Annotated in this window: 19 protein-coding genes; 10 read left to right on the top strand and 9 right to left on the bottom strand. The window is 41.9% G+C overall.

Annotated elements, in window-relative coordinates:
- Positions 1 to 120: 120 nt before the first annotated feature.
- The 5 genes from HXT36_RS04540 (at position 121) to HXT36_RS04520 (ending at position 2,190) form a co-directional block, all read left to right on the top strand.
- Positions 121 to 711 carry a type IV toxin-antitoxin system AbiEi family antitoxin domain-containing protein gene (locus tag HXT36_RS04540; protein ID WP_016796971.1) on the top strand — a complete coding sequence of 197 codons (591 nt, stop codon included), beginning with the start codon at positions 121 to 123 and terminating at the stop codon, positions 709 to 711.
- 291 nt (positions 712 to 1,002) lie between these two features.
- The gene (locus tag HXT36_RS04535; protein WP_016796972.1) at positions 1,003 to 1,296 is read left to right on the top strand and encodes a DUF2089 family protein; all 294 of its coding nucleotides are present in this window, start codon (positions 1,003 to 1,005) and stop codon (positions 1,294 to 1,296) included.
- Positions 1,293 to 1,466 carry a hypothetical protein gene (locus HXT36_RS04530; RefSeq protein WP_004131597.1) on the top strand — a complete coding sequence of 58 codons (174 nt, stop codon included), beginning with the start codon at positions 1,293 to 1,295 and terminating at the stop codon, positions 1,464 to 1,466. Before HXT36_RS04535 ends, HXT36_RS04530 begins: the two co-directional genes overlap by 4 nt.
- A gap of 186 nt (positions 1,467 to 1,652) precedes the next feature.
- Entirely contained in the window at positions 1,653 to 1,922 is a 270-nt protein-coding gene (locus HXT36_RS04525; RefSeq protein ID WP_016796973.1) for a type II toxin-antitoxin system RelB/DinJ family antitoxin, read from the top strand.
- A complete protein-coding gene (locus tag HXT36_RS04520) occupies positions 1,915 to 2,190 on the top strand; it encodes a type II toxin-antitoxin system YafQ family toxin (RefSeq protein WP_012913985.1) in 276 nt (91 codons plus the stop codon). The genes HXT36_RS04525 and HXT36_RS04520 overlap by 8 nt, the downstream gene beginning before the upstream one ends.
- A gap of 159 nt (positions 2,191 to 2,349) precedes the next feature.
- Here HXT36_RS04520 and nrdF read toward each other — a convergent pair whose 3' ends face one another.
- The 4 genes from nrdF to HXT36_RS04500 form a co-directional block, all read right to left on the bottom strand.
- The gene (gene nrdF, locus HXT36_RS04515; protein ID WP_016635885.1) at positions 2,350 to 3,429 is read right to left on the bottom strand and encodes a class 1b ribonucleoside-diphosphate reductase subunit beta; all 1,080 of its coding nucleotides are present in this window, start codon (positions 3,427 to 3,429) and stop codon (positions 2,350 to 2,352) included.
- Positions 3,430 to 3,511: 82 nt separating this feature from the next.
- Positions 3,512 to 5,734, bottom strand: coding sequence for a class 1b ribonucleoside-diphosphate reductase subunit alpha (gene nrdE / locus HXT36_RS04510; protein ID WP_421778652.1), 2,223 nt, complete (start codon positions 5,732 to 5,734; stop codon positions 3,512 to 3,514).
- A 73-nt stretch (positions 5,735 to 5,807) separates the two neighbouring features.
- A complete protein-coding gene (nrdI, locus tag HXT36_RS04505) occupies positions 5,808 to 6,308 on the bottom strand; it encodes a class Ib ribonucleoside-diphosphate reductase assembly flavoprotein NrdI (RefSeq protein WP_421778651.1) in 501 nt (166 codons plus the stop codon).
- A gap of 66 nt (positions 6,309 to 6,374) precedes the next feature.
- Positions 6,375 to 6,626 (bottom strand): glutaredoxin family protein, encoded by a 252-nt coding sequence (locus HXT36_RS04500; RefSeq protein ID WP_004114274.1) that lies wholly within the window; start codon positions 6,624 to 6,626, stop codon positions 6,375 to 6,377.
- 437 nt (positions 6,627 to 7,063) lie between these two features.
- Between HXT36_RS04500 and gndA the strand changes: the two genes are divergently transcribed.
- Complete coding sequence (gene gndA / locus HXT36_RS04495; protein ID WP_119529143.1) at positions 7,064 to 8,524, top strand: NADP-dependent phosphogluconate dehydrogenase; 1,461 nt, start codon at positions 7,064 to 7,066, stop codon at positions 8,522 to 8,524.
- Positions 8,525 to 8,624: 100 nt separating this feature from the next.
- Here gndA and pgl read toward each other — a convergent pair whose 3' ends face one another.
- The 4 genes from pgl to HXT36_RS04475 are packed head-to-tail and all read right to left on the bottom strand — an operon-like array spanning position 8,625 to position 14,388.
- Positions 8,625 to 9,446: a 6-phosphogluconolactonase gene (gene pgl / locus HXT36_RS04490; protein WP_421778650.1), complete on the bottom strand. Its 822-nt coding sequence runs from the start codon at positions 9,444 to 9,446 to the stop codon at positions 8,625 to 8,627.
- 42 nt (positions 9,447 to 9,488) lie between these two features.
- Positions 9,489 to 10,487 (bottom strand): glucose-6-phosphate dehydrogenase assembly protein OpcA, encoded by a 999-nt coding sequence (locus HXT36_RS04485; RefSeq protein ID WP_421778648.1) that lies wholly within the window; start codon positions 10,485 to 10,487, stop codon positions 9,489 to 9,491.
- Positions 10,484 to 12,064, bottom strand: a complete 1,581-nt coding sequence (gene zwf / locus HXT36_RS04480) for a glucose-6-phosphate dehydrogenase (protein ID WP_421778647.1) — start codon at positions 12,062 to 12,064, stop codon at positions 10,484 to 10,486. The genes HXT36_RS04485 and zwf overlap by 4 nt, the downstream gene beginning before the upstream one ends.
- Positions 12,065 to 12,120: 56 nt before the next feature.
- Entirely contained in the window at positions 12,121 to 14,388 is a 2,268-nt protein-coding gene (locus HXT36_RS04475) for an acyltransferase family protein (protein ID WP_421778646.1), read from the bottom strand.
- A gap of 625 nt (positions 14,389 to 15,013) precedes the next feature.
- On the opposite strand from HXT36_RS04475, the gene HXT36_RS04470 reads away from it, so the two are divergent.
- Entirely contained in the window at positions 15,014 to 15,508 is a 495-nt protein-coding gene (locus HXT36_RS04470; RefSeq protein ID WP_004105658.1) for an inorganic diphosphatase, read from the top strand.
- A 228-nt stretch (positions 15,509 to 15,736) separates the two neighbouring features.
- On the opposite strand, the gene HXT36_RS04465 is transcribed toward HXT36_RS04470, so the two are convergent.
- Positions 15,737 to 16,462 carry a beta-carotene 15,15'-monooxygenase gene (locus HXT36_RS04465; protein ID WP_421778645.1) on the bottom strand — a complete coding sequence of 242 codons (726 nt, stop codon included), beginning with the start codon at positions 16,460 to 16,462 and terminating at the stop codon, positions 15,737 to 15,739.
- Between the two features lie 158 nt (positions 16,463 to 16,620).
- Between HXT36_RS04465 and HXT36_RS04460 the strand changes: the two genes are divergently transcribed.
- The 3 genes from HXT36_RS04460 to HXT36_RS04450 all read left to right on the top strand — a co-directional run bounded on the left by HXT36_RS04460 (position 16,621) and on the right by HXT36_RS04450 (position 19,815).
- Positions 16,621 to 17,436, top strand: a complete 816-nt coding sequence (locus tag HXT36_RS04460; protein WP_421778644.1) for a winged helix-turn-helix transcriptional regulator — start codon at positions 16,621 to 16,623, stop codon at positions 17,434 to 17,436.
- A 43-nt stretch (positions 17,437 to 17,479) separates the two neighbouring features.
- Positions 17,480 to 18,106, top strand: a complete 627-nt coding sequence (gene nth / locus HXT36_RS04455; RefSeq protein WP_060785893.1) for an endonuclease III — start codon at positions 17,480 to 17,482, stop codon at positions 18,104 to 18,106.
- A 125-nt stretch (positions 18,107 to 18,231) separates the two neighbouring features.
- Entirely contained in the window at positions 18,232 to 19,815 is a 1,584-nt protein-coding gene (locus tag HXT36_RS04450; protein WP_421778643.1) for an ABC transporter substrate-binding protein, read from the top strand.
- Positions 19,816 to 19,844: the final 29 nt, after the last annotated feature.

Raw genomic sequence — 19,844 nt, 5'->3', positions numbered from 1 at the left:
CTAGATTTGCAATTTCTGCCATGACAACTTGCTTAAAAATATAGCGTTACAATTCTTTGTTGCTTTTACACTACAAAAAAGATAAAATATTAGTATAAAAGCAACAGAAGTGAGGCTATTGTGTCAAACAAAGAGATACTCCTTAACTATTTAGATAATAATCATGGAATAATTACATACAAGGATTGTAAAACATTAGATATTCCAACTATATATTTAACTCGTTTGAAAAACGAAGGTGTTCTTAATCGAATTGAAAGGGGGATTTTCCTCTCTTCCAATGGTGATTATGACGAATATTACTTCTTTCAATATCGTTATCCACAGGCCGTATTCTCTTATGTTTCAGCTCTTTATCTTCAAGGTTTTACAGATGAAATTCCACAACATTTTGAAGTAAGCGTTCCTAGAGGATATCGTTTTAATAATCCACCCTCAAATTTAGCTATTCATTGGGTTTCAAGATTGTATAGCAAGTTAGGCGTTATTACAACGGCTACCCCAATGGGGAATAAAGTACGTGTCTATGATTTTGAACGTATTATTTGTGATTTTATAATAAACAGAAACAGCATTGATTCTGAACTCTTTGTTAAAACTCTTCAAGCTTATAGTAAGTACAATGGGAAAGATCTTATAAAACTTCATGAGTATGCAACAAAAATGAATATATCCAATAAAATTAAGCAAACACTGGAAGTGCTACTGTGAGTAAGGCAAAATTAACAGTGGCAAAATTATTCGAAAAAATATAGTTATACAAAAGGAATAACATTTTCAAGCGTACTTGATGAAATTATAAACTTATTGAACGTTCTTAACGCTAAGCAAAATGACTAAATTTTGTATCCATTGGTGACAAAGCGACAATTCTGGCGACATAAAAATGTCGCTTTGCGTCATATCTCTTATGTTTATTCTTGACAAACTCATACAACAACTTTAATATTTTTAATAAAAGTTTAATTTAATTAAAGTTTATAGTCTGAAGAAAGGGGTGATATGGATCATATTCCAAAATGGATGGCTAATCTCACAGACGAAGACATGTCGTTTATAAAGAACTTTGTATTATCGTCTGGATCGTTAAAAGAAATGTCGCAAATGTATCAAGTCTCTTACCCAACGACGAGAATCAGACTTAACAGGCTCATTGAAAAAATTCGAATAAGCAACAATGAACCAGAAGACCCGTTCGTTCTTTTAGTAAAGAGTCTTGCCATTGACGATAAATACGATGTTGACACAGCTCGAACACTCATAAACGAATATAGAAAAAGAAAGGATGAATCATGAGCTATGCATTATTTGGTCCGATAATCGACATTCTTATTGCACTTGCTATATGTGCTTTAGTGTTCTTTATTGCAAGAAGTCTTATTCGCTATGCGCATTCTCTTAAGAAAAACGATAAGTCATCTAAGCAGTCTGCAGAAGATAAAAGAATTGCGTTACAGGACTTATAAAACACAAAAACCGAGTTATCGTGACAGAAATTGCAAAAATCACAAAAACTGCCACGATAACGTGCAATTTAGTAATAATTGTGTGTACAATGGTGCTACTTTGGTATTACATTGGGTGCGGTAGGTCTGTTATAATAAAGCAAATCATGAATAACAATTTATGATTTTGAGCTTAAAGGAAACGACATGACTTCTACAAAAACAGCTAGAACAGGCAGATTAAGTGTAAGAGTTAATCCAGAAATACGAGATAGCGCATCGCAAGTTCTTGAACATTATGGTCTTGATATGAGTTCAGCAGTCAACCTATTTTTGTATCAGATTGTAAATACGCAACGTTTCCCATTTTCACTTGAAAGTTCTCCATACGAGCACGCTCTTGATGAAGCTATGAAAGAAAAACCAATAGCTGCAGGCACTGTAGACGATTTTGCTGAGCTGATGCGCAATGCCTAAACCGCCATTTTATAGTCCAATCTATCTGCGAGATGTTAAGAAATATAAGCAGAAGCATTACGATATTGAGCAAGTAATCAATATTGTAAGACTTATTTGCAATGGCGCAGATTCTCGCGAGCTTGCAACTTATAGAGATCATATTCTTAAAGGCTCATACAAAGGCGTGCATGAATTGCATGTGTCTGCAGACGTTCTACTGTTGTATCAAGTTAAAGAAGATTGCATTATATTTCTACGCTTAGGATCTCACGATGACTTATTCTAACTAGCAAAAACTGCCACGATAACTCAGTAAGTACGCGGATATTTAAAAATAGTTCCAAAACGGAAATATTCTTAAATAATTAAATAAAAAAGGTTGCTTATGAAAGTGCATAAGCAACCTAATTAATTAGTAAAGCGACTAGTGGTTAGCGACTAGCGACTAGAAATCCCAATCGTCGTCATCGGTTTCAACAGACTTGCCCATAATGTAGCTGGAACCAGAGCCAGAGAAGAAGTCGTGATTTTCGTCGGCTGCAGGAGAAAGAGCCGCAAGAATTTCTGGGCTTACGTGAGTTTCTTCTTCGCTGTACTTAGCAGGATAGCCAAGGTTCATCAAAGCCTTGTTAGCGTTGTAACGTACGAAGTCAAAAACGTCATCGTGGAAGTCAAATCCTTCATAAATCTGACCAGAATACTCAACTTCCAAATCGTACAAAGTATCAAGCAAGTTCATAGTGAACTTTTCAAGATTCTTCTTATCGTTCTCGCTTCTAAGTTCCAAACCGCGCTGGAACTTGTAGCCAGAATAGTAGCCGTGAATTGCTTTATCGCGCAAAATCAAGCGAATCATGTCGGCAGTGTTCATCATCTTTCCGCGAGAAGCAAAGTAAAGTGGCAAATAGAAGCCCGCGTAAAGAAGAAGCGAAGAAAGCATAGTTGCAGCAATCTTGCGCTTAAGCGGATCTTCGCTCTCGTACTCGCAAAGCACGGTGGTAACGCGCTGCTGCAAAACGTCGTTTCCAACAGCCCAACGGTAAGCCTCGTCAATCTCCTCGCTAGAGCAAAGAGTGGAGAAAATAGAGGAGTAGGAGCGCGCGTGAATCGATTGCATAAAAGCAATATTCGTGTAAATAGCCTGCTCGTGCTCTGTGCGCGCGTGCTCAATCTGGCAAAGCTCACCAATAGTGGCCTGGCTGGTATCAAGTAAAGTCAAGCCAGTAAAGACGCGAGTAGTTGTCTTGCGTTCAAGATCGGTTAGGGAACGCCAAGAAGGAATATCGTTGCTCAGTGGCACTTTTTCTGGAAGCCAGAAGTTAGCAATAAGACGATTCCAAACGTCCAAATCTTTGTCGTCAACAATATTGTTCCAATTAACTGGGCGCACGCGAGATCCGTGATGATAGCGATACTGAGCTGGAGTGATGGAAGCTGCCATCATAGCGTCATCTGCGATCACGCGATTTGTGCCGAAAGGCTTATCGAGGCTACTTCTAAGCTCGGTTGGGCTGAGTTCTGTCATAATTACTCCTGATTTTGTGTTTACGTTTTATAAAATTTTTAAGTTTTTGATTTAATTTGCGAAAGATTTGCAACCATAAGGTTTACAGCGTGCAGCTTACGCAACCTTCGATTTCCGTACCTTCCAAAGCCTTCTGGCGAATACGAATGTAGTAAAGAGTTTTAATGCCCTTACGCCATGCGTAAATCTGAGCTTTGTTCAAATCGCGAGTAGTCGTAGTGTCTGGGAAGAACAAAGTAAGTGACAATCCTTGATCCACATGCTGAGTTGCCTCCGCGTAAGTGTCAATAATTGCCTTCCAACCAATCTCGTAAGCATCCTTAAAGTACTGCATATTGTCATTCGTCATGTATGCGGCAGGGTAGTAGACGCGTCCAACCTTGCCCTCTTTACGAATCTCAATGCGAGAAGCAATCGGGTGAATCGAACTCGTGGAATGGTTGATGTAAGAGATTGAACCAGTTGGAGGAACAGCTTGCAAATACTCGTTGTAAATGCCGTCGCGCAAAATCTCGTCGCGCAACTGCTCCCAGTCCGAAACGGTTGGAATTGCAACGTTAAAACGCGCAAACAAATCGCGAACCTTTTGAGTTTTAGGCTCGAGCGAGCGGCTGCCATCAGTGTACTTATCGAAGTAGTTGCCTTTGCCTGCAGGCTTAGCGTAATCGCTAGTCTTAAAGCTTGCAAAAGCAGTCCCGCGCTCTACAGCCAAAGTGTGAGAAGCCTTATAAGCGTGGTAAGCAACAGTCATAAAGTACATGTCTGTAAAGTCAAGAGCTTCCTCGCTTCCGTATTGCATGTGCTCGCGAGCAAGGAAACCGTGCAAATTCATTTGACCCAAGCCAATAGCATGGCCTTCTGCGTTTCCGCGACGAATCGAAGGCACAGAATCAATCGAAGTGTGCTCGGATACAGAAGTGAGCGCGCGCACAGCCAAATCAACGCTTGCACCCAAGTCACCGTCCATCGCCTTAGCAATATTAAGAGAGCCAAGATTGCAAGAAATATCGCGACCAACGTGGCTATAAGACAAGTCAGCGTTATAAGTGCTTGCTTCTTGAGTTTGCAAAATCTCGGAGCACAAGTTGCTCATAGTAATGCGGCCCTCAATAGGATTCGTGCGATTCACAGTATCTTCAAACAAAATGTAAGGGTAGCCAGACTCAAACTGAATCTCCGCAAGCGTCATAAAGAATTCGCGAGCATCAATATACTTCTTGTGAATACGAGGGTTTGCAACCATCTCATCGTAATGCTCGGTAACGGAGATGTCTGCAAAAGGCTTTCCGTACTCACGCTCAACGTCGTAAGGGCTAAATAAAGCCATCTTTTCCTTACGCTTAGCAAGCTCAAAAGTAATATCTGGAATCACAACACCCAAAGAAAGCGACTTAATACGAATCTTCTCGTCTGCGTTCTCGCGCTTAGTGTCGAGGAAACGCATAATATCTGGGTGGTGAGCGTTAATATACACGGCACCAGCGCCCTGACGAGCGCCAAGCTGATTAGCATAAGAGAATGAATCTTCCAAAAGCTTCATAACAGGCACAACGCCGCTCGACTGATTTTCGATGCGCTTAATAGGAGCGCCAAGCTCGCGCAAATTAGTAAGAAGCAGAGCAACGCCGCCGCCGCGCTTAGAAAGCTGCAAAGCAGAGTTAATTCCGCGCGCAATAGACTCCATATTGTCTTCCAAACGCACAAGGAAGCAGCTCACAGCCTCTCCGCGCTGAGCTTTACCAAGATTCAAGAACGTTGGGGTAGCTGGCTGGAATCGGCCTGCAAGCATTTCGTCCAAATAGTTGAGCGCTGCTTTTTCATCGCCATCTGCAAGTTCCAAAGCTACGGCTGCTGCGCGCTGAGCGAAGTTTTCCAAATATTGCTTGCCGTCAAAAGTCTTTAAAGCGTAAGAAGTGTAGAACTTAAAAGCACCCAAGAATGTGCCAAAAGTGTGGTGAGCGGATTCTGCGTGCTCGTAGAACTTATCTAGAAACTCGTCGCTGTATTTGTGGAAAACGTTGCCGTTGTAGTAGTAGTTGTTAATCAAATAATTCAAGCGCTCGCGAGTAGAAGCAAACTTCATGCTGTGTTCTTGCACGTAACCCGAAACGTAAAGCTTTTCTGCTTCCGTGTCTTTATCAAACTGAATACCTTTTTCTGGATCAAAAAGACCGAGCATAGCGTTAAGAACGTGGTAGTCGCGGCTGTTGCGAATGCGCTCTGCTGTGCTGCTAGCAGTGTTGGTGTCGTCAGTGTGATCAAGATTAAGCGAGGTAGATTCGCTCATCGGATCCGTGCTATTCATGGGTTTTTATTCCTTTCCTAGTGCGTTGTTTTTGCTTTTCAAACGCTGTTTTTTGTTGATTTTGTTTATTTGTTTATTTCGTTTCTTCTGTTTCTTTTAATTGCCGTAAAAATCTTGGTATTCCCTGCGCTACTTTTTCTATATCTTCTTGAGTTCCCGTAAGCTCAAACGAATACATGTTTGGAATTGCGCATTTTCCAGCGATTTGACCGCCTGCAGCGCAATATGCGTCTCCAAAATTCGTATTTCCAGAAGATATTACGCCGCGAATAAACGAACGATTTTCGCGATTGTTTAGGAATTTGCGCACTTGCATTGGTATTGCTTTCTTAATATTTCCGCCGCCGTAAGTTGGCACAATCAAAACGTATGGTTCGCGAACGTGCAATTCTGGTTCTTTTGGACGAAGCGGTATGCGATACACGTTCACATTGCTGCTTGGAAAATCGCAATTTTTCACGAATCGTAGTGTGTTTTCGGAGACGGAAGAAAAATAAACTACAGCTCCGATTGATTCGCCTTGTGCGCGCGCTTCTGGTTCGCTTGGTTGTGACATATTTTCTTGATCACACATTTTTATACTTCTTGATTGCTTTGATTATTTTGCGTATCTTGCTTATTGTTGATTGCTTTAATCGTTTTAATCGTTTTTATTTTCGTCTTCTAGTTGGCTTGCGATTTGTGCAATCAAATCTGGGCGATACCCACTCCACGACGAGTTTGGAGTAATCACCACTGGCGCTTGGCGATATCCTGCAGCGCGCAATTGGTCTAAAGTAGAAGGGCTTTGAGTTAAATCTACTGTTTCAAAATTCACGCCTAGCTTAGTGAATTGACGCTTTGTGGCATCGCACTGTGGGCAATGTGGCTTTGTGAAAACTGTAATAGTCACGGTTCGTCTCCCTTCGTTGTGTGTATTGTGCGTATTTAACGCTTTTTCTTTATGATTATTTAAGTTTGTGCTTTTGGGCACGATTTAACAGTCTACTACCACTTAACACTATTTGTAGTGGCGTGTTGTATGGATAATCCCTATATTTAGTGTGTCCAAATTTTGATTATCACGCGTGTCTATAAGATTTAAGCGGTATTTATGCTTTCTAAATAGCGACTAATAAAAGTAAAAATGTAATCTTTATCACAAAATTGCCATTAATGCGCGCGCTATGCAGTACGCCTTGTTATCGCAACAAAAATGCTTGTGCATATAGGCAGATAAACTTTAAAAAGTGTGTTTTGATTGATTAAGTGTTAAAAATAAAACAATCATAAAATAATAAAACGGTTATAAATATTACGATTATAAATATTAAAAGATAGAGGTGCAAAATGGCGGAAACTCAAGCTAGAGCAAATATTGGCGTTGTTGGCTTGGCTGCAATGGGATCGAATTTAGCGCGTAATCTTGCGCATCACGGAAATACTGTTGCTGTTTATAATCGTCATTATTCGCGCACAGAAACCTTGATGAATCAGCATGGCAGCGAAGGCGATTTTGTGCCAGCAAAAACTGTTGAAGAATTTGTGGCTTCGCTTAAGCGCCCACGCACAGCAATCATTATGGTAAAAGCTGGTGCTCCTACAGACGCTGTTATTGAAGAGCTTGCAAATGCTATGGAGCCAGGAGATATTATCGTTGACGGCGGAAACTCCTACTTTGAAGACACGATTCGCCGAGAGAAAAACATTCGCGCGCGCGGTCTTCACTACGTTGGTTGCGGTGTTTCTGGCGGAGAAGAAGGCGCTTTGCGCGGCCCTTCGATGATGCCTGGTGGCACGGAGGAATCTTGGAAGACGCTCGGCCCTATCTTAAAGTCGATTGCAGCTGTTGCAGAAGGCGAGCCTTGCGTAACGCATATTGGCACCGATGGCGCTGGCCACTTTGTAAAAATGGTTCACAACGGCATTGAGTATTCAGATATGCAGCTTATTGCCGAAAGCTACGATTTAATGCTTCGCGGCTTGGGCATGAAGTCCGAAGACATTGCAGATGTGTTTAGCGAGTGGAACAAGGGCGAGCTTGATTCTTATTTGATTGAGATTACTGCGGATGTTTTGCGCCAGAAGGATGCTAAGACTGGTAAGCCTTTGGTGGAGATGATGGTGGATCACGCTGGAATGAAGGGCACGGGTACTTGGACTGTGCAATCTGCGCTTTCGCTTGGAATCCCTGTAACGGGTATTGCAGAAGCTGTGTTCGCTCGCGGACTTTCTAGCCAAGTTGCTTTGCGTGAAGCTGCAGAAAACCAGGGTTTGACTGGTCCAGATATGCATTTTGATTTTAGCGATTCTGAGCGCGAGGCATTTATTGAGGATATTCGCCAAGCTTTGTACGCTTCTAAGATTGTTTCTTATGCGCAAGGATTTGACGAGATTGCTGCTGCTGCAATTGAGCATGATTGGAAGATTGACCAGGCTGCTGTTGCTCGCATTTGGCGAGGCGGATGCATTATTCGTGCGCAATTCTTAAACCGCGTTTCCGAGGCATTTGAATCTGGGCAGGCAAGTGTTTCCTTGCTTTTTGCACCGTACTTTAAGGATGCTATTGAAAAGTCGCAAGCTGCTTGGCGCCGTGTTGTTGCGCGCGCAGTGGAGCATGGTGTGCCTGTTCCAGCATTCTCCAGTTTGCTTGCATATTATGATGGCTTGCGATCAAAGCGTTTGCCAGCATCACTTATTCAAGCTCAGCGCGATTTCTTCGGCGCGCACACTTACGGTCGCATTGACGAGCCAGGAGTATTTCACACTTTGTGGGCAGAGCCTAATCGCCCAGAAGTAAAGCAAGATTAAATCAAATAATATTTAGAACTAGCAGGCCTTTGCGTAACAATGCAAAGGCCTGTATTTTATTGTTCTAAATATTATGCACGATGTTAGAAGGCTATGCAGATTACTGGATTGCTGCTTGCAAAGTTTCGGCGGTAGTTAGCCAAGCGATTTCTTCTGTGCCGTTGGCAAAAGACGCAGGATAGTCTGGGTTATTGCTCCCAGAAAGCGCGTTCATTAAAGCTTTTCCTTTTTGCTCGCCAGCCGTTAAAAACCAAGTGCGGCGGCTATGAGCCAGCACGGGAACGCTAAGCGTTAATCGCATTGGCGGCTGCTTAGGGGAGTGGTTTACGCCTAAAACTATGCGATCGCGATTATGAATTTGCGGCAATCCTGGGAAAAGTGAAGCCATATGCGCGTCTGGTCCCATGCCAAGAATCGCCAAATCAAACACTGGCTCTTTGCCAAGTAATCCTATAATTTCTTCTTCGTATTCGCGTGCAGCAGCGTCTAAAATAGCGTCATTTTCAGCGTCGCTGGCTTTTGCAAAATCAACGGCATTACGCTCATCTGCAGGCATTTCGTGAATATGAGACTCCTGCAAAACTTTGTGATCGCTAAGCATGTTAAGAAGCAACTCGCGAGCCTTGCGCGCATTACGATCTTCGCTGTTATAAGCTACAAAACGCTCATCTGCCCACCAAATATGCACATTAGACCAGTCGATTGCTGGAAGCAATGGGTTGCTAGCTAACATTTGAAACATGCGAATCGAATCTGTTCCACCTGTTAGCAAAAGATGGAATGGCTTATTAAGATTTTCAACATTGTTTTGCCATTGCATAATCAAAGTCACAAGTTTTTGTGCAGAAACAGCAGCTATAATATCTTGATTATCGTAGCCGTACACTGTTGCGTTATGCGCAAATCTAAAATCTTTAGCCATAATGAATCCTTTTATTATTTTTACTTGTTGTATTAGAGTTCGTTACATTGCAAGTTCGTTATTTTGCATTGTGCAACAATTTTCGTGAATAAGCTGTGCATAAATCTCATCTGGGTCAATTCTGCGTAATTCTTCACTTAAGCAGTCTTGCAAAGAACGAATCGGCATAGAAATCGGCTGAGAAGCTTGCCCAGGAAGACTTATTATTGCTTGACTGCTGCCAGAAGGTCGCGTTAAAGAAAGCTCGCCATCTTGCCTCTTAAGACTTACTTCTGTAATTGCATGCGCGCTTGAATCTTCAACAATTTCTACAGGAACATTAAGTGAGATTTTTAGCCATTGCGCAAGCAAATGCAACGGAACGTAGTGCTTAGGGCCGCTAACTTTAACGCTAAGAATCGGCAAGTGCGGCGGCTGATCAAGCATAGAAGCGAGCATTGCGCGCCAAGACGTAATGCGCGTCCAAGAAAGATCCACGTCTTTAGAGGACCAATTTTTGCGCAGATTTTGTACAGTTTCAAGAGTGTTGCTTGCGCGTTGAGCGTCTGTGATTCTGCTACTTGCCATAGCTCCAAGCAAGTCTTTAGCAGGATTTTCGGGCGCGTTTGTAGGCCACCATGCAACAATCGGTGCGTCTGGCACAAGAAGCGGAATAACAAGCGTATCTGGGTGGCGAACAAGGTCATTATGTGGGTAGAGAATAATGATTTCGCCTGCGCCAGCATCTGCTCCAAATCGCACTTGAGCGTCTAAGTTTGGCGTTTCTTCTTCTTGATTTTTTTGATCTTCTTGATTGTCTTGATTTTGATTATGCAAACTTGCATTAGCGCTTTGCCAATCGCGAACAATCGCAATAACTCTGCAAGGATGCTCGCGGCTAGCTGCATTTGCTGCGCCCAGTGCGTTTTCAAGCTCTTTAAGAGTGGTGTCAATAAGAAGAGTGAGCACGCGTCCAGTAGCTGATTCGCCTCGTTCTTCGTGAAGCTCATCGATTTTTGCAGAGATTTTAGACGTGTTTGTGTTAGGAAGATTAATAATCATGGCAGCCTCCAATGGCGATTATCGCGAGCAAGCATGGCATCAGCTTCCGCTGGTCCCCAAGTTCCAGCGCGGTATGGTTGCGGACGCGTGTTAAGCGAAGCCCAAAAATCTTCAATCGGATCCAAAATCTTCCAACTTAAATCAACCTCTTGCGTTGTTGGGAAAAGTGGCGGCTCGCCAAGCAAAACGTCTAAAATAAGGCGTTCGTAGGCTTCTGGAGAGTTTTCTGTAAAAGATCTTCCATAGCTAAAGTCCATAGAAACATCGCGAACTTCCATAGACGTTCCGCCTGGTACTTTTGCGCCAAATCGCATTGTTACGCCTTCGTCTGGCTGAACGCGAATCACAATAGCATTGTTTCCAAGTTCGCGAACAGCAGTAGTCTCAAAAGGCAAGTGTGGAGCGCGCTTAAAAATCACAGCAATCTCTGTAACGCGCTTACCTAAGCGTTTGCCAGTTCGCAAGTAGAATGGCACTCCAGCCCATCTGCGAGTGTCTACGTCTAATCGCACAGCAGCGTATGTTTCTGTAGTGCTATCTGGGCTAATTCCTTGCTCTTGCAAATATCCAATAGCCTTATACGACCCCTGCCAGCCTTCTGCGTATTGGCCTCTTGCAGTGTTTGCGCACAAATCTTTAGGCAGGCGTATAGCAGACAAGACTTTAGTTTTTTCTGCTGTTAAATCGCCAGCGCTAAAACTTACAGGCTCTTCCATAGCGGTGAGTGCCATTAGTTGAAGCAAGTGGTTTTGAATAACATCTCGCGCAGCGCCAATGCCGTCATAATATCCAGCTCTGCCACCTATGCCAATGTCTTCTGCCATAGTGATTTGCACGTGGTCAACATAATTAGCGTTCCAAATTGGCTCATACATTGCGTTTGCAAAGCGCAAAGCAAGCAGATTTTGCACAGTTTCTTTGCCTAAATAGTGGTCTATGCGGAACACGGAATTAGGGTCAAAAACCTCGGAAACTACGCGATCCAGCTCTTGTGCGCTTGCTAAATCGTGGCCAAATGGTTTTTCGATTATCACTCGTCGCCATGCGTTTTCGGAGGAGTGTGAAAGCCCCGATGCAGCCAATTGCTGCGCTACAACAGGGAAGCTGGATGGCGGAACCGACATGTAGAACGCGTGATTTCCGCGAGTTCCGCGATCTCTGTCTAGTTCGCTTACGGTTTTGCTTAATCGCTCGAAAGCGCTTGCGTCGTTGAATGTTCCGCGAACAAAACGTATGCCTTTTGCAAGATTAATCCAAGTGGATTCGCAAAATGGCGTACGGCAATGCTGTTGAATATTTTCTCGCACAAAGTTTACAAAATGCTCATCTGTCCAGTCGCGTCTGGCGAATCCCGTAAGTCCAAAGCCAGGCGGCAAAAGTCCGCGATTTGCTAAATCGTATACGGCTGGCATTAGCTTTTTTCTAGCTAAATCGCCCGTGATTCCAAATATAACAAGGCTGCACGGGCCTGCGATTTTGGCTAGTCGCAAGTCGCGCGGGTCTCGCAGAGGATTCTTCCATTCTGCAATCGAATCGCCCTTATTGCTTTGGGAAAATGGGGTTATTAACTCACTCATATGTACCATCGTAATATTTTGGCGTGATTTGGGCGGTTTGTTTTGCTAGTCGCAAGTCATCCGCCGCACACGGCTAGTCGTATCATTCGTGCGTATTGTGGCCCGCCAATAGGTGTTAAGTGTATTCCGTCGTCAGTTAGAAACTCGCTATGACCTGCACTCGTGCCATTCCAGTCAATAATTCCAACGTTTTTACGCTTTGATGCAAATGCGCGCAATTTTGCGTTCGTCTCGTCTTGCCAAGGTTGCGGCACGCGAGTTGTTACAAAGTACACGGGCTTTCCGCCAGTAATATTCACCATGTTTTGTAAAACTGACTCATCTCTAGGCGGCCCGTTGGTTCCAAGTTCGTAGATTACAACGCTTCCAGGGTGTTTTTCGGCTATGTCTTTTTGGTAGTCTTCGGCTCCGTGGAAAATCTGCCTGCTAACTTTTCCGTCAATCCAAGCGTTTGGTAGAGCTTTTATAAGGTACGGTTTTGCGCCTTCGGTTACGGAGTCTCCAACCATTGTTATATCTGCCGTGCAAACGTCTTGTTTTGAGTCAATTTTCCAAGGTTTTGTGTTTATGTTTGCTGGCACTTTTTCTGCGATTGGGTTTAGAACTCTATGCGCACTTGGCTTTGTTGGAAGTGTTTGTTTTGTTATATTTTGGCGCTTTCCGCCCACTTTTCTTTTTTGATTTTGCTTTGACTTGTTGTTTGACTTTGTGTTTGTCTTGTTGTTTGAGTTATTGTTTGACTTTGAGCTTTGGCCTGATTCTGGCTTTTGCTTGCCATTTTGCGAATGAGTCTTATTGTTTTGTTCTTGACTTGCTAGTTCTGGCCTTAATTGTATTGACCTTTCTTGCGCAATGCTGCTCCAATTTAGTGGAGCTGCGATTAGCGCTATGCAAGCCGCTGCACACACAGTAGTCGCAAGCTTTCGTAGAACAAATGGGAGCTTAATGTTCTTGCTTTTAACGCTTAAAGTATCGCTAGAAAGATCAAGGTTTTTATTTTTATCTTTTGAGTTATCTTTTAAATTATCTTTCGCATCTTCTGATTTTGCGCTAACACTGCTAACGCTAAAAGTCATATATTTACTTGCAAATGGCATTTCAAAAATTCTGTAAAAAACTTCAGCTATTGCAACAACAATCACGCATTGCAAAATCTGCTCAAACAGCGTTATGTGAGTAGTTCTAGTTGCAGGATTTAAGACTTCGAGTATAGGAAAATGAACAAGATAAATCGCAAAAGATCTCTTACCTAAGTAGCTTAATATGTTAGTGCCAAGTATCTTTGCGCAAATGTTGTTTTTTAGCATGCAAGCGTGCATTAAAATCGCGCAAACTATTGCAAAAAGTGCGTAACCTCCGTACACAATCCACGTTTTTAGTCCGTCTTGTTTAATAAAGCAGAACAAAATAAACGCTAGTGCAGCAAATCCTACAATGGATTCTAAAATTGGCTGTCTGCCTTTGTTTTTGCCATTTTGCGAATCGTTTTCTTGATTTTCAATTTGTTCTTTTTCGCTTTTGCTTCCAACAATGTAGCGGAACGCGTCTGAAATGATTTTTATAGCAGATTTTCCACTAAACCACGTGCAATACATTGCTAGAAGCGCGCCGATTAAGAATTCACATGCGCGCGTATCTAAAGAGTAGTACACGCGTGCAATGGTTTGTCCTTCTCCATAAAGAATTGTTATTGCAATGCTTGTAAGCGCAGACACAATCGCAAGCGTTGCAGTAACAAGCATTCGCACAAACTTTGATTTAACTATTTTAAGAATTGTGCATAGAATAATTGGCCAGCAAATAAACATTTGCATAATCAGGCCTAAGTACCATAAATGCTTAATAGGAGAAGGTAGTCCCGACTGCTCAAAATACGAGACTTTTCGCAAAACATACGCCATGTTGCTGCTAAATGTTGCTCCGCTTAGAGCATCTGATTGCAACTTTGTTAAAAGGCTTGGCGAAAACAGCCACATAAGTGGTGCGCTTAGTGCAATAATGCCTAGCGTAGAAGGCCATATTCGTTTTACGCGCTGAAATAGGTACTTAAAGTAAGTGATAAGTTTTGATTTTTTCTTCTGGCTTTCTTGGCTGCTATCTAAATGCGAATTTTTATCGTTTTTCTCGCTGAACATTTTTAGCAAAGACACGGTGCTAAAGTATCCTGCCATAACAAGAAACATTGTTACGCCTAAAAAGCCGCCGTTGAATACAATTGGACGCAAGTGGAACGCTACAATTCCAATAATTGCAATCGCGCGCATGCCGTCTACTGCAGCGTTGCGTTTACTTGCAGCGTTTGTTGCGTTGTTCAATTCTTTCATCTTGCCTACAACTTAATACGTGTTTGTGTTCAGTTTTGTGTTCGGTTTTTTGTTCAGTCTTACAATTGTTTATGTTCGATTTTTTCCATTAACATCGCTCCAAAACGTAGTCATATTATCTATGTATTAAGACACTAAAGACGCCTATAGCGTGTCTTAGTTTTTCCTTGATTTTTCGCGTATTTTTGCCTGATTCACGAGAGTTTTTTTAATGTGAACTAAAATATTTTTCAAATGTTTTACTGTTTTTATTAATATTTTTTATTAATATTTTTCTTTATGTTTTTTCGCATCGGTTAGTTGACACTTTCTGTGTCTTATATAAATCGCGCATTATTGCGCTTTGCTTCGATTCGCTTGTGCATATATCGTAAAGCGTATTGCGCACTATTTTCCACATGTCGCAAATATATTACACAAATATGTCTCGCATATAGTCCGCATATAGTCCGCATATCTAACTGGTTCTGAATCGCTATCGTGTGCGTAGTGTTTTATATACTCTTTGCTGCGCGCTAAAGTTAGATTGAACAGTCTAAGTTAGATGTACAAACGTTAGATTGATAAACAAATGCTTAAACGTACTAATGTACTTAAGCATTAAGTTTTACGTTAAGGAGTAAAAATGGCAGAAACATTTAACGTTGTGGTAGAGATTCCACGCGGCTCTAAGAATAAGTACGAAGTTGATCACGAAACTGGTCGCGTATTTTTGGATCGTACTCTATTTACCGCAATGGGCTATCCAGATGATTACGGCTACATTGATGGCACTTTGGGCGAAGATGGCGATCCGCTTGACGCTCTTGTTATGATTCCAAATTCCGTATTCCCTGGTTGCGTTGTTGAATGCCGCGCTGTTGGTTTGTACCACATGGTTGACGAAGCTGGCGGAGATGACAAGGTTTTGTGCGTGCCAGCAGATGTTCGCTTTGACGATATTAAAGATATTGATGACGTTAACGAGTATCACAAGGCAGAAATCAAGCACTTCTTTGAGCAGTACAAGGCTTTGGAGCCAGGCAAGGAAGTTCTTCCTGGAGACTTCTGGGCTGGTGTAGAGCAGGCAGAAAAGGAAATTGTTGCAGCTCGCAAGCGTTTGGAAGAAAGCGAAAAGTAGTTCTTGCGATTAGTCGCAAAGCTTCCGAACGTTTTAACAACGTATCTATTAGTGTCTAACGCATTTTATGTGTTAGACACTTTTTAATATCTTTAATATCTTAATAAGTAATTGCTATCTATAAAACATTGCTATCTATAAAACATATTGCGTGAAACAGTGCGTGAAACAACGTGTGAAACGTAGTGTAAAGCAACGCATGAAACAGTTAGCATTAACTTTAATCGCTTACGCTACAAGCAACATTGCCAATCCAGCTCCGTAAACAACCATTCCGCACATCATAATTGGAATCAAAGCTGTTCCAATTTGTGGAAAAACTGTTCCAGCATTGTATTGCGCGTCTTTAATCCAAAGGTGAGAAAGGCCAGCCAAAACAATCACAACAAACAATCCAAGAATTGCCACTAACACGCCAAGTTCCAATACGCGTACAGAAAAAGTGAATCTAATAATTGATGGCAAGAAAAGCCATCCAGGCAAAGCTGCGCATGCAATGCTTGCAGTAAGGCAATGAGATAGGTTTCGTACAAGATTAGACCTATCTTCTCTAAACATTTGTCTAGCAAAGCTAACAAATGTTGCTGCAACAAGAATTAGCGCAAAGTTTACTGCCCATCGTTCGTACGGTCTAATAGCAGCAACAAATTTGTGAATACTAATTTCTGATTCTCCATCAATCACACTGCTTGGCAGCCATCCTTTTAAGGCCAGCGTTGCGCACCACATAGACGCTAATGACGCAAGAAAAGGAATAGCTTTATCGGCTGTAGAGCCTTTGAGTGGCCAAAAAGTTATTAGAGCAAGAAGAATAAGAATGCAAACCGTTAAAACTGCTTTTGTTGTTGCAAACGGAAGCATTGCAGCAGATGCTAAAAGAACTATAGCAACAAATTGAGTTACAGCAATCGTAATGTGACCATACATTTTGTTGCGCTGAATATTGTTGCTCATTGTACGCTCCTATCGCGTTTACACTGTGATTTACACCATTTTATATGTAAGCGTACACTTGCGCTTTTTGATTCTTCTTAAGCATGGATTACAATTCTTTTTTATAACAGCTTGATTTTGAATTTTCATTCAATTCTATGCGCTATGGAGGTGTCAATATGACGGATATTACATTGATGACCTCTTGTGCCGCGCCTGCAAAAGTTTTGCCATCACTAACGCTTCTTTCGCATCGCGTGCGCGTAGTGCCAATGGAACCTTCTAGCATGCTTAAAATGCCCGAAGATACCATTCTTCTTGTTGACGCTAGAGAAGACTTATCTTTAGCAAAATCGCTGTGTTCTCTTGTGCGCGCGTCTAATTTAACAATGTCTATTATTCTAATTCTTACAGAGGGCGGTTTTACAGTTGTAAACCCATCTTGGGGCATTAGCGACGTTATGCTAACAACCGCTTCTCCTGCAGAAGTAGAAGGAAGATTGCGATTAGCCGCCAAAAGAGCAGTTTCTACCGATTCTTCTTCTAGCTCTACTGTTGCCGATTCCACAAGCGTTGAAGTTAACAGCAACGGTCAAATGTGCTCTGGAGACTTAGTTGTAGACACGCAAAGCTATACAGTTAGCTTGCACGGAAAGCCTATTGATTTAGCGTATAAAGAATTTGAGCTGCTTAAGTATTTTGTTCAGCATCCTCGTAGAGTTTTTACGCGTGCGCATTTGCTTCAAGAGGTTTGGGGCTACGATTACTACGGCGGAACGCGAACGGTAGACGTTCATATTCGTAGGCTTCGCGCAAAGTTGGGCGTTGAATATGAGCATGTTATTGGAACAGTTAGAAATGTTGGATATCGTTTCGACCCATTAGAAGCTCAAGTTGACGAAGTTGAAAATGACGATTACGCACAAAATGGCAATAGTGCGGATGCTGGCGATTCACGTGCCGATGATTCAAGCGTTTCCAACGATTTAGACTAGGCTTATATTGTCTAAGATAGATAAAATAAACAAAATCCGCAAAATGCGCGAAGAATATAGGATTTTATGCGAAGAAATCCCAAATCCAAAATGTGCGCTAAATTTTACGAACCCATTTGAGCTTTTAATCGCAACTGTTCTTAGCGCGCAAACAACCGATAAGCGCGTAAATCTTGTTACGAGTAAGCTTTTTAAGGCATACCCAACGCCAGTCGATTTGGCAAAAGCACAAATATACAACGTGCAAGAAATAATTCATTCGCTTGGATTTTATAGAGTAAAATCGCAACATATTATTGAGCTTTCGCAAAAACTTGTTAAAGATTTTAATGGCATTGTTCCAAATAATATGGCTGATCTTACAAAGTTACCAGGAGTGGGAAGAAAAACAGCAAACGTTGTTTTAGGGAACGCTTTTAAGATTCCAGGATTTCCAGTAGATACGCATGTTATGCGCGTTACGTCAAGACTCGGCTGGGTGAGTGAGGCTAGCGCTAAGGCTAAAGATGCAGCGAAAATCGAGAGAGAAGTCACAGCTTGTTTTGCGCCAGAAGAATGGACTAATCTTTCACATCGTCTTATTTTGCACGGAAGAATGTTTTGCACTGCTAGAAACCCTCGCTGTGGCGATTGTCCGCTTAGGTTTTTGTGTCCTTCTGTTAGATTGTAGAAAATAAATTTGCACAAGATTAATGGCGTCTAGTAAACTCTTTTAGAATATTTTTAGAATATTTTTAGACTATTTTGTGCATAAATTCGGCAATCAAATTCAAACGGTGATATAAACTTTTAATCATGCCTGAATTTGAAAGATACTCATCTGCTTCACATGCGCGTAGTACAAGATATGCGCATAAAACTAGACGAAGCACTAAACCATGGGTTGTATTTATTGTTTTAATCGGCATTCTATCTGCAATAATTTGGGGCGGATGGCGGTTTATAGATGGAAGATCTTTAATACCTACAAACATTTTTCCAGCGTCAAATTCAACTTTAACAATAGGATTACGAACGTCTCCAGCCTCGCTAGATATTAGAACAGACGATAGTGATTCCTTACAACAGGCACTTTTAGAGAACGTTTACGAAACACTTGTAAAACGAGACGAAAACAATGCTTTACACCCAGGACTTGCGCAATCTTGGAGCGTTTCGAACGATGGATTGAATTATAAATTTAGGCTCCGCAGCGGAATTAAGTTTGCTAACGGAGACCCAATGGACTCAAGCTCCGTTCTTAAATCGCTTCAGCAAGGCATTACAAAGAATTATCCTGGCTACGAAAAGCTAACAAACATAACAAGCGTTTCTAATTCTGGTCCTAGCGTTCTAAACATAACTCTTAAAACTCCAGACCCACTTTTGCCAAGACGATTAGCTGGAAGAGCTGGAATTGTTTACAACACAAACATTTTTGTTAACTACGCTTCCGATGCTATTGGAACAGGTCCGTTTACAGTAAAGGGATATAACAAGGGTGGGGATCTCGTTCTTGCTAGAAACAACAATTACTGGGCAGGGCAAGCTGGATGCCAAAGCATAACGCTTAAGTATTTTAACGATGACACGTCTTTAGCAAACGCTGTTAAAGATGGCAGCGTGCAAATGGCAATTCCACTAGACGGAAATGAAAACAAGCGAATGGCTGCAATGCCAAACACTAAGCTGGTAAAGGGAAAAAGCACAAGATTAAGAATGTTTGCTTTTAACACGGGAATGTCATCTATGTTCTGCGATCAGCAAATTCGTAGAGCTGCAAGACATGTGATTGAGCCAAATGTTATTCTTGCTTCCGATCCTTTTGGAGGCCAACTTGTTGGCGGGCCAATCGACCCTATGTCTCCTGGGTATGAAGATTTTAGTAACACATATCCTCACGACGTTCAAAAAGCTTATGGTATGTACCACTACTTTGTTGCAGGATATTTGCGCGGAATTACAATGCTCGTTCCAACTGGAATGGCTAGTGTTTGCGATCAAATGGCAAAAAACTTAAGCTATGCAGGTGGATTCCCAGTAAGACTAGAAGAATTAGACCAAAGTGTAATCGATCAACGAATACGCGAAGGTAAATACGACTTAGCTCTTACTTGGACTAATCACACTTTGGATTCTGGAATGTATGCAGACACTAAGTCTAACTATTTGTTCCAAGATCACGCTTCGCAAAAGTATTTTGCAGACGCAATGAAGTCTACAAGTCCGCAAGAGTACGAAGAAAACATCAAAAAGTACGCTAAAGAATTATGCGATTACGCGGTTTCGGGATGGTTGTACGCAAGAAACAGCGTTGTTGTTGCAAAGAATAATGTGAGTGGATACCCTACTAACATGACCGATCAGCTGCTTCCTTTGCATGATGTGACTGTTAAATAGTGCTGGCTTAGTGAGTTCTTAGTGCTCTG

Source organism: Gardnerella sp. DNF01144 (genome assembly GCF_049244245.1).
Classification (GTDB): domain Bacteria; phylum Actinomycetota; class Actinomycetes; order Actinomycetales; family Bifidobacteriaceae; genus Bifidobacterium; species Bifidobacterium piotii.
This window is presented reverse-complemented; position numbering and strand designations above follow the sequence as displayed.

Excerpts from the sequence above, each read along its gene's own strand:
- HXT36_RS04535 (WP_016796972.1), top strand. The coding sequence starts at position 1,003 with ATGGATCATATTCCAAAATGGATGGCTAATCTCACAGACGAAGACATG.
- HXT36_RS04530 (WP_004131597.1), top strand. The coding sequence starts at position 1,293 with ATGAGCTATGCATTATTTGGTCCGATAATCGACATTCTTATTGCACTT.
- HXT36_RS04525 (WP_016796973.1), top strand. The coding sequence starts at position 1,653 with ATGACTTCTACAAAAACAGCTAGAACAGGCAGATTAAGTGTAAGAGTT.
- HXT36_RS04520 (WP_012913985.1), top strand. The coding sequence starts at position 1,915 with ATGCCTAAACCGCCATTTTATAGTCCAATCTATCTGCGAGATGTTAAG.
- nrdF (WP_016635885.1), bottom strand. The coding sequence starts at position 3,429 with ATGACAGAACTCAGCCCAACCGAGCTTAGAAGTAGCCTCGATAAGCCT.
- nrdE (WP_421778652.1), bottom strand. The coding sequence starts at position 5,734 with ATGAATAGCACGGATCCGATGAGCGAATCTACCTCGCTTAATCTTGAT.
- nrdI (WP_421778651.1), bottom strand. The coding sequence starts at position 6,308 with ATGTGTGATCAAGAAAATATGTCACAACCAAGCGAACCAGAAGCGCGC.
- gndA (WP_119529143.1), top strand. The coding sequence starts at position 7,064 with ATGGCGGAAACTCAAGCTAGAGCAAATATTGGCGTTGTTGGCTTGGCT.
- pgl (WP_421778650.1), bottom strand. The coding sequence starts at position 9,446 with ATGGCTAAAGATTTTAGATTTGCGCATAACGCAACAGTGTACGGCTAC.
- HXT36_RS04485 (WP_421778648.1), bottom strand. The coding sequence starts at position 10,487 with ATGATTATTAATCTTCCTAACACAAACACGTCTAAAATCTCTGCAAAA.
- zwf (WP_421778647.1), bottom strand. The coding sequence starts at position 12,064 with ATGAGTGAGTTAATAACCCCATTTTCCCAAAGCAATAAGGGCGATTCG.
- HXT36_RS04475 (WP_421778646.1), bottom strand. The coding sequence starts at position 14,388 with ATGAAAGAATTGAACAACGCAACAAACGCTGCAAGTAAACGCAACGCT.
- HXT36_RS04470 (WP_004105658.1), top strand. The coding sequence starts at position 15,014 with ATGGCAGAAACATTTAACGTTGTGGTAGAGATTCCACGCGGCTCTAAG.
- HXT36_RS04465 (WP_421778645.1), bottom strand. The coding sequence starts at position 16,462 with ATGAGCAACAATATTCAGCGCAACAAAATGTATGGTCACATTACGATT.
- HXT36_RS04460 (WP_421778644.1), top strand. The coding sequence starts at position 16,621 with ATGACGGATATTACATTGATGACCTCTTGTGCCGCGCCTGCAAAAGTT.
- nth (WP_060785893.1), top strand. The coding sequence starts at position 17,480 with ATGCGCGAAGAATATAGGATTTTATGCGAAGAAATCCCAAATCCAAAA.
- HXT36_RS04450 (WP_421778643.1), top strand. The coding sequence starts at position 18,232 with ATGCCTGAATTTGAAAGATACTCATCTGCTTCACATGCGCGTAGTACA.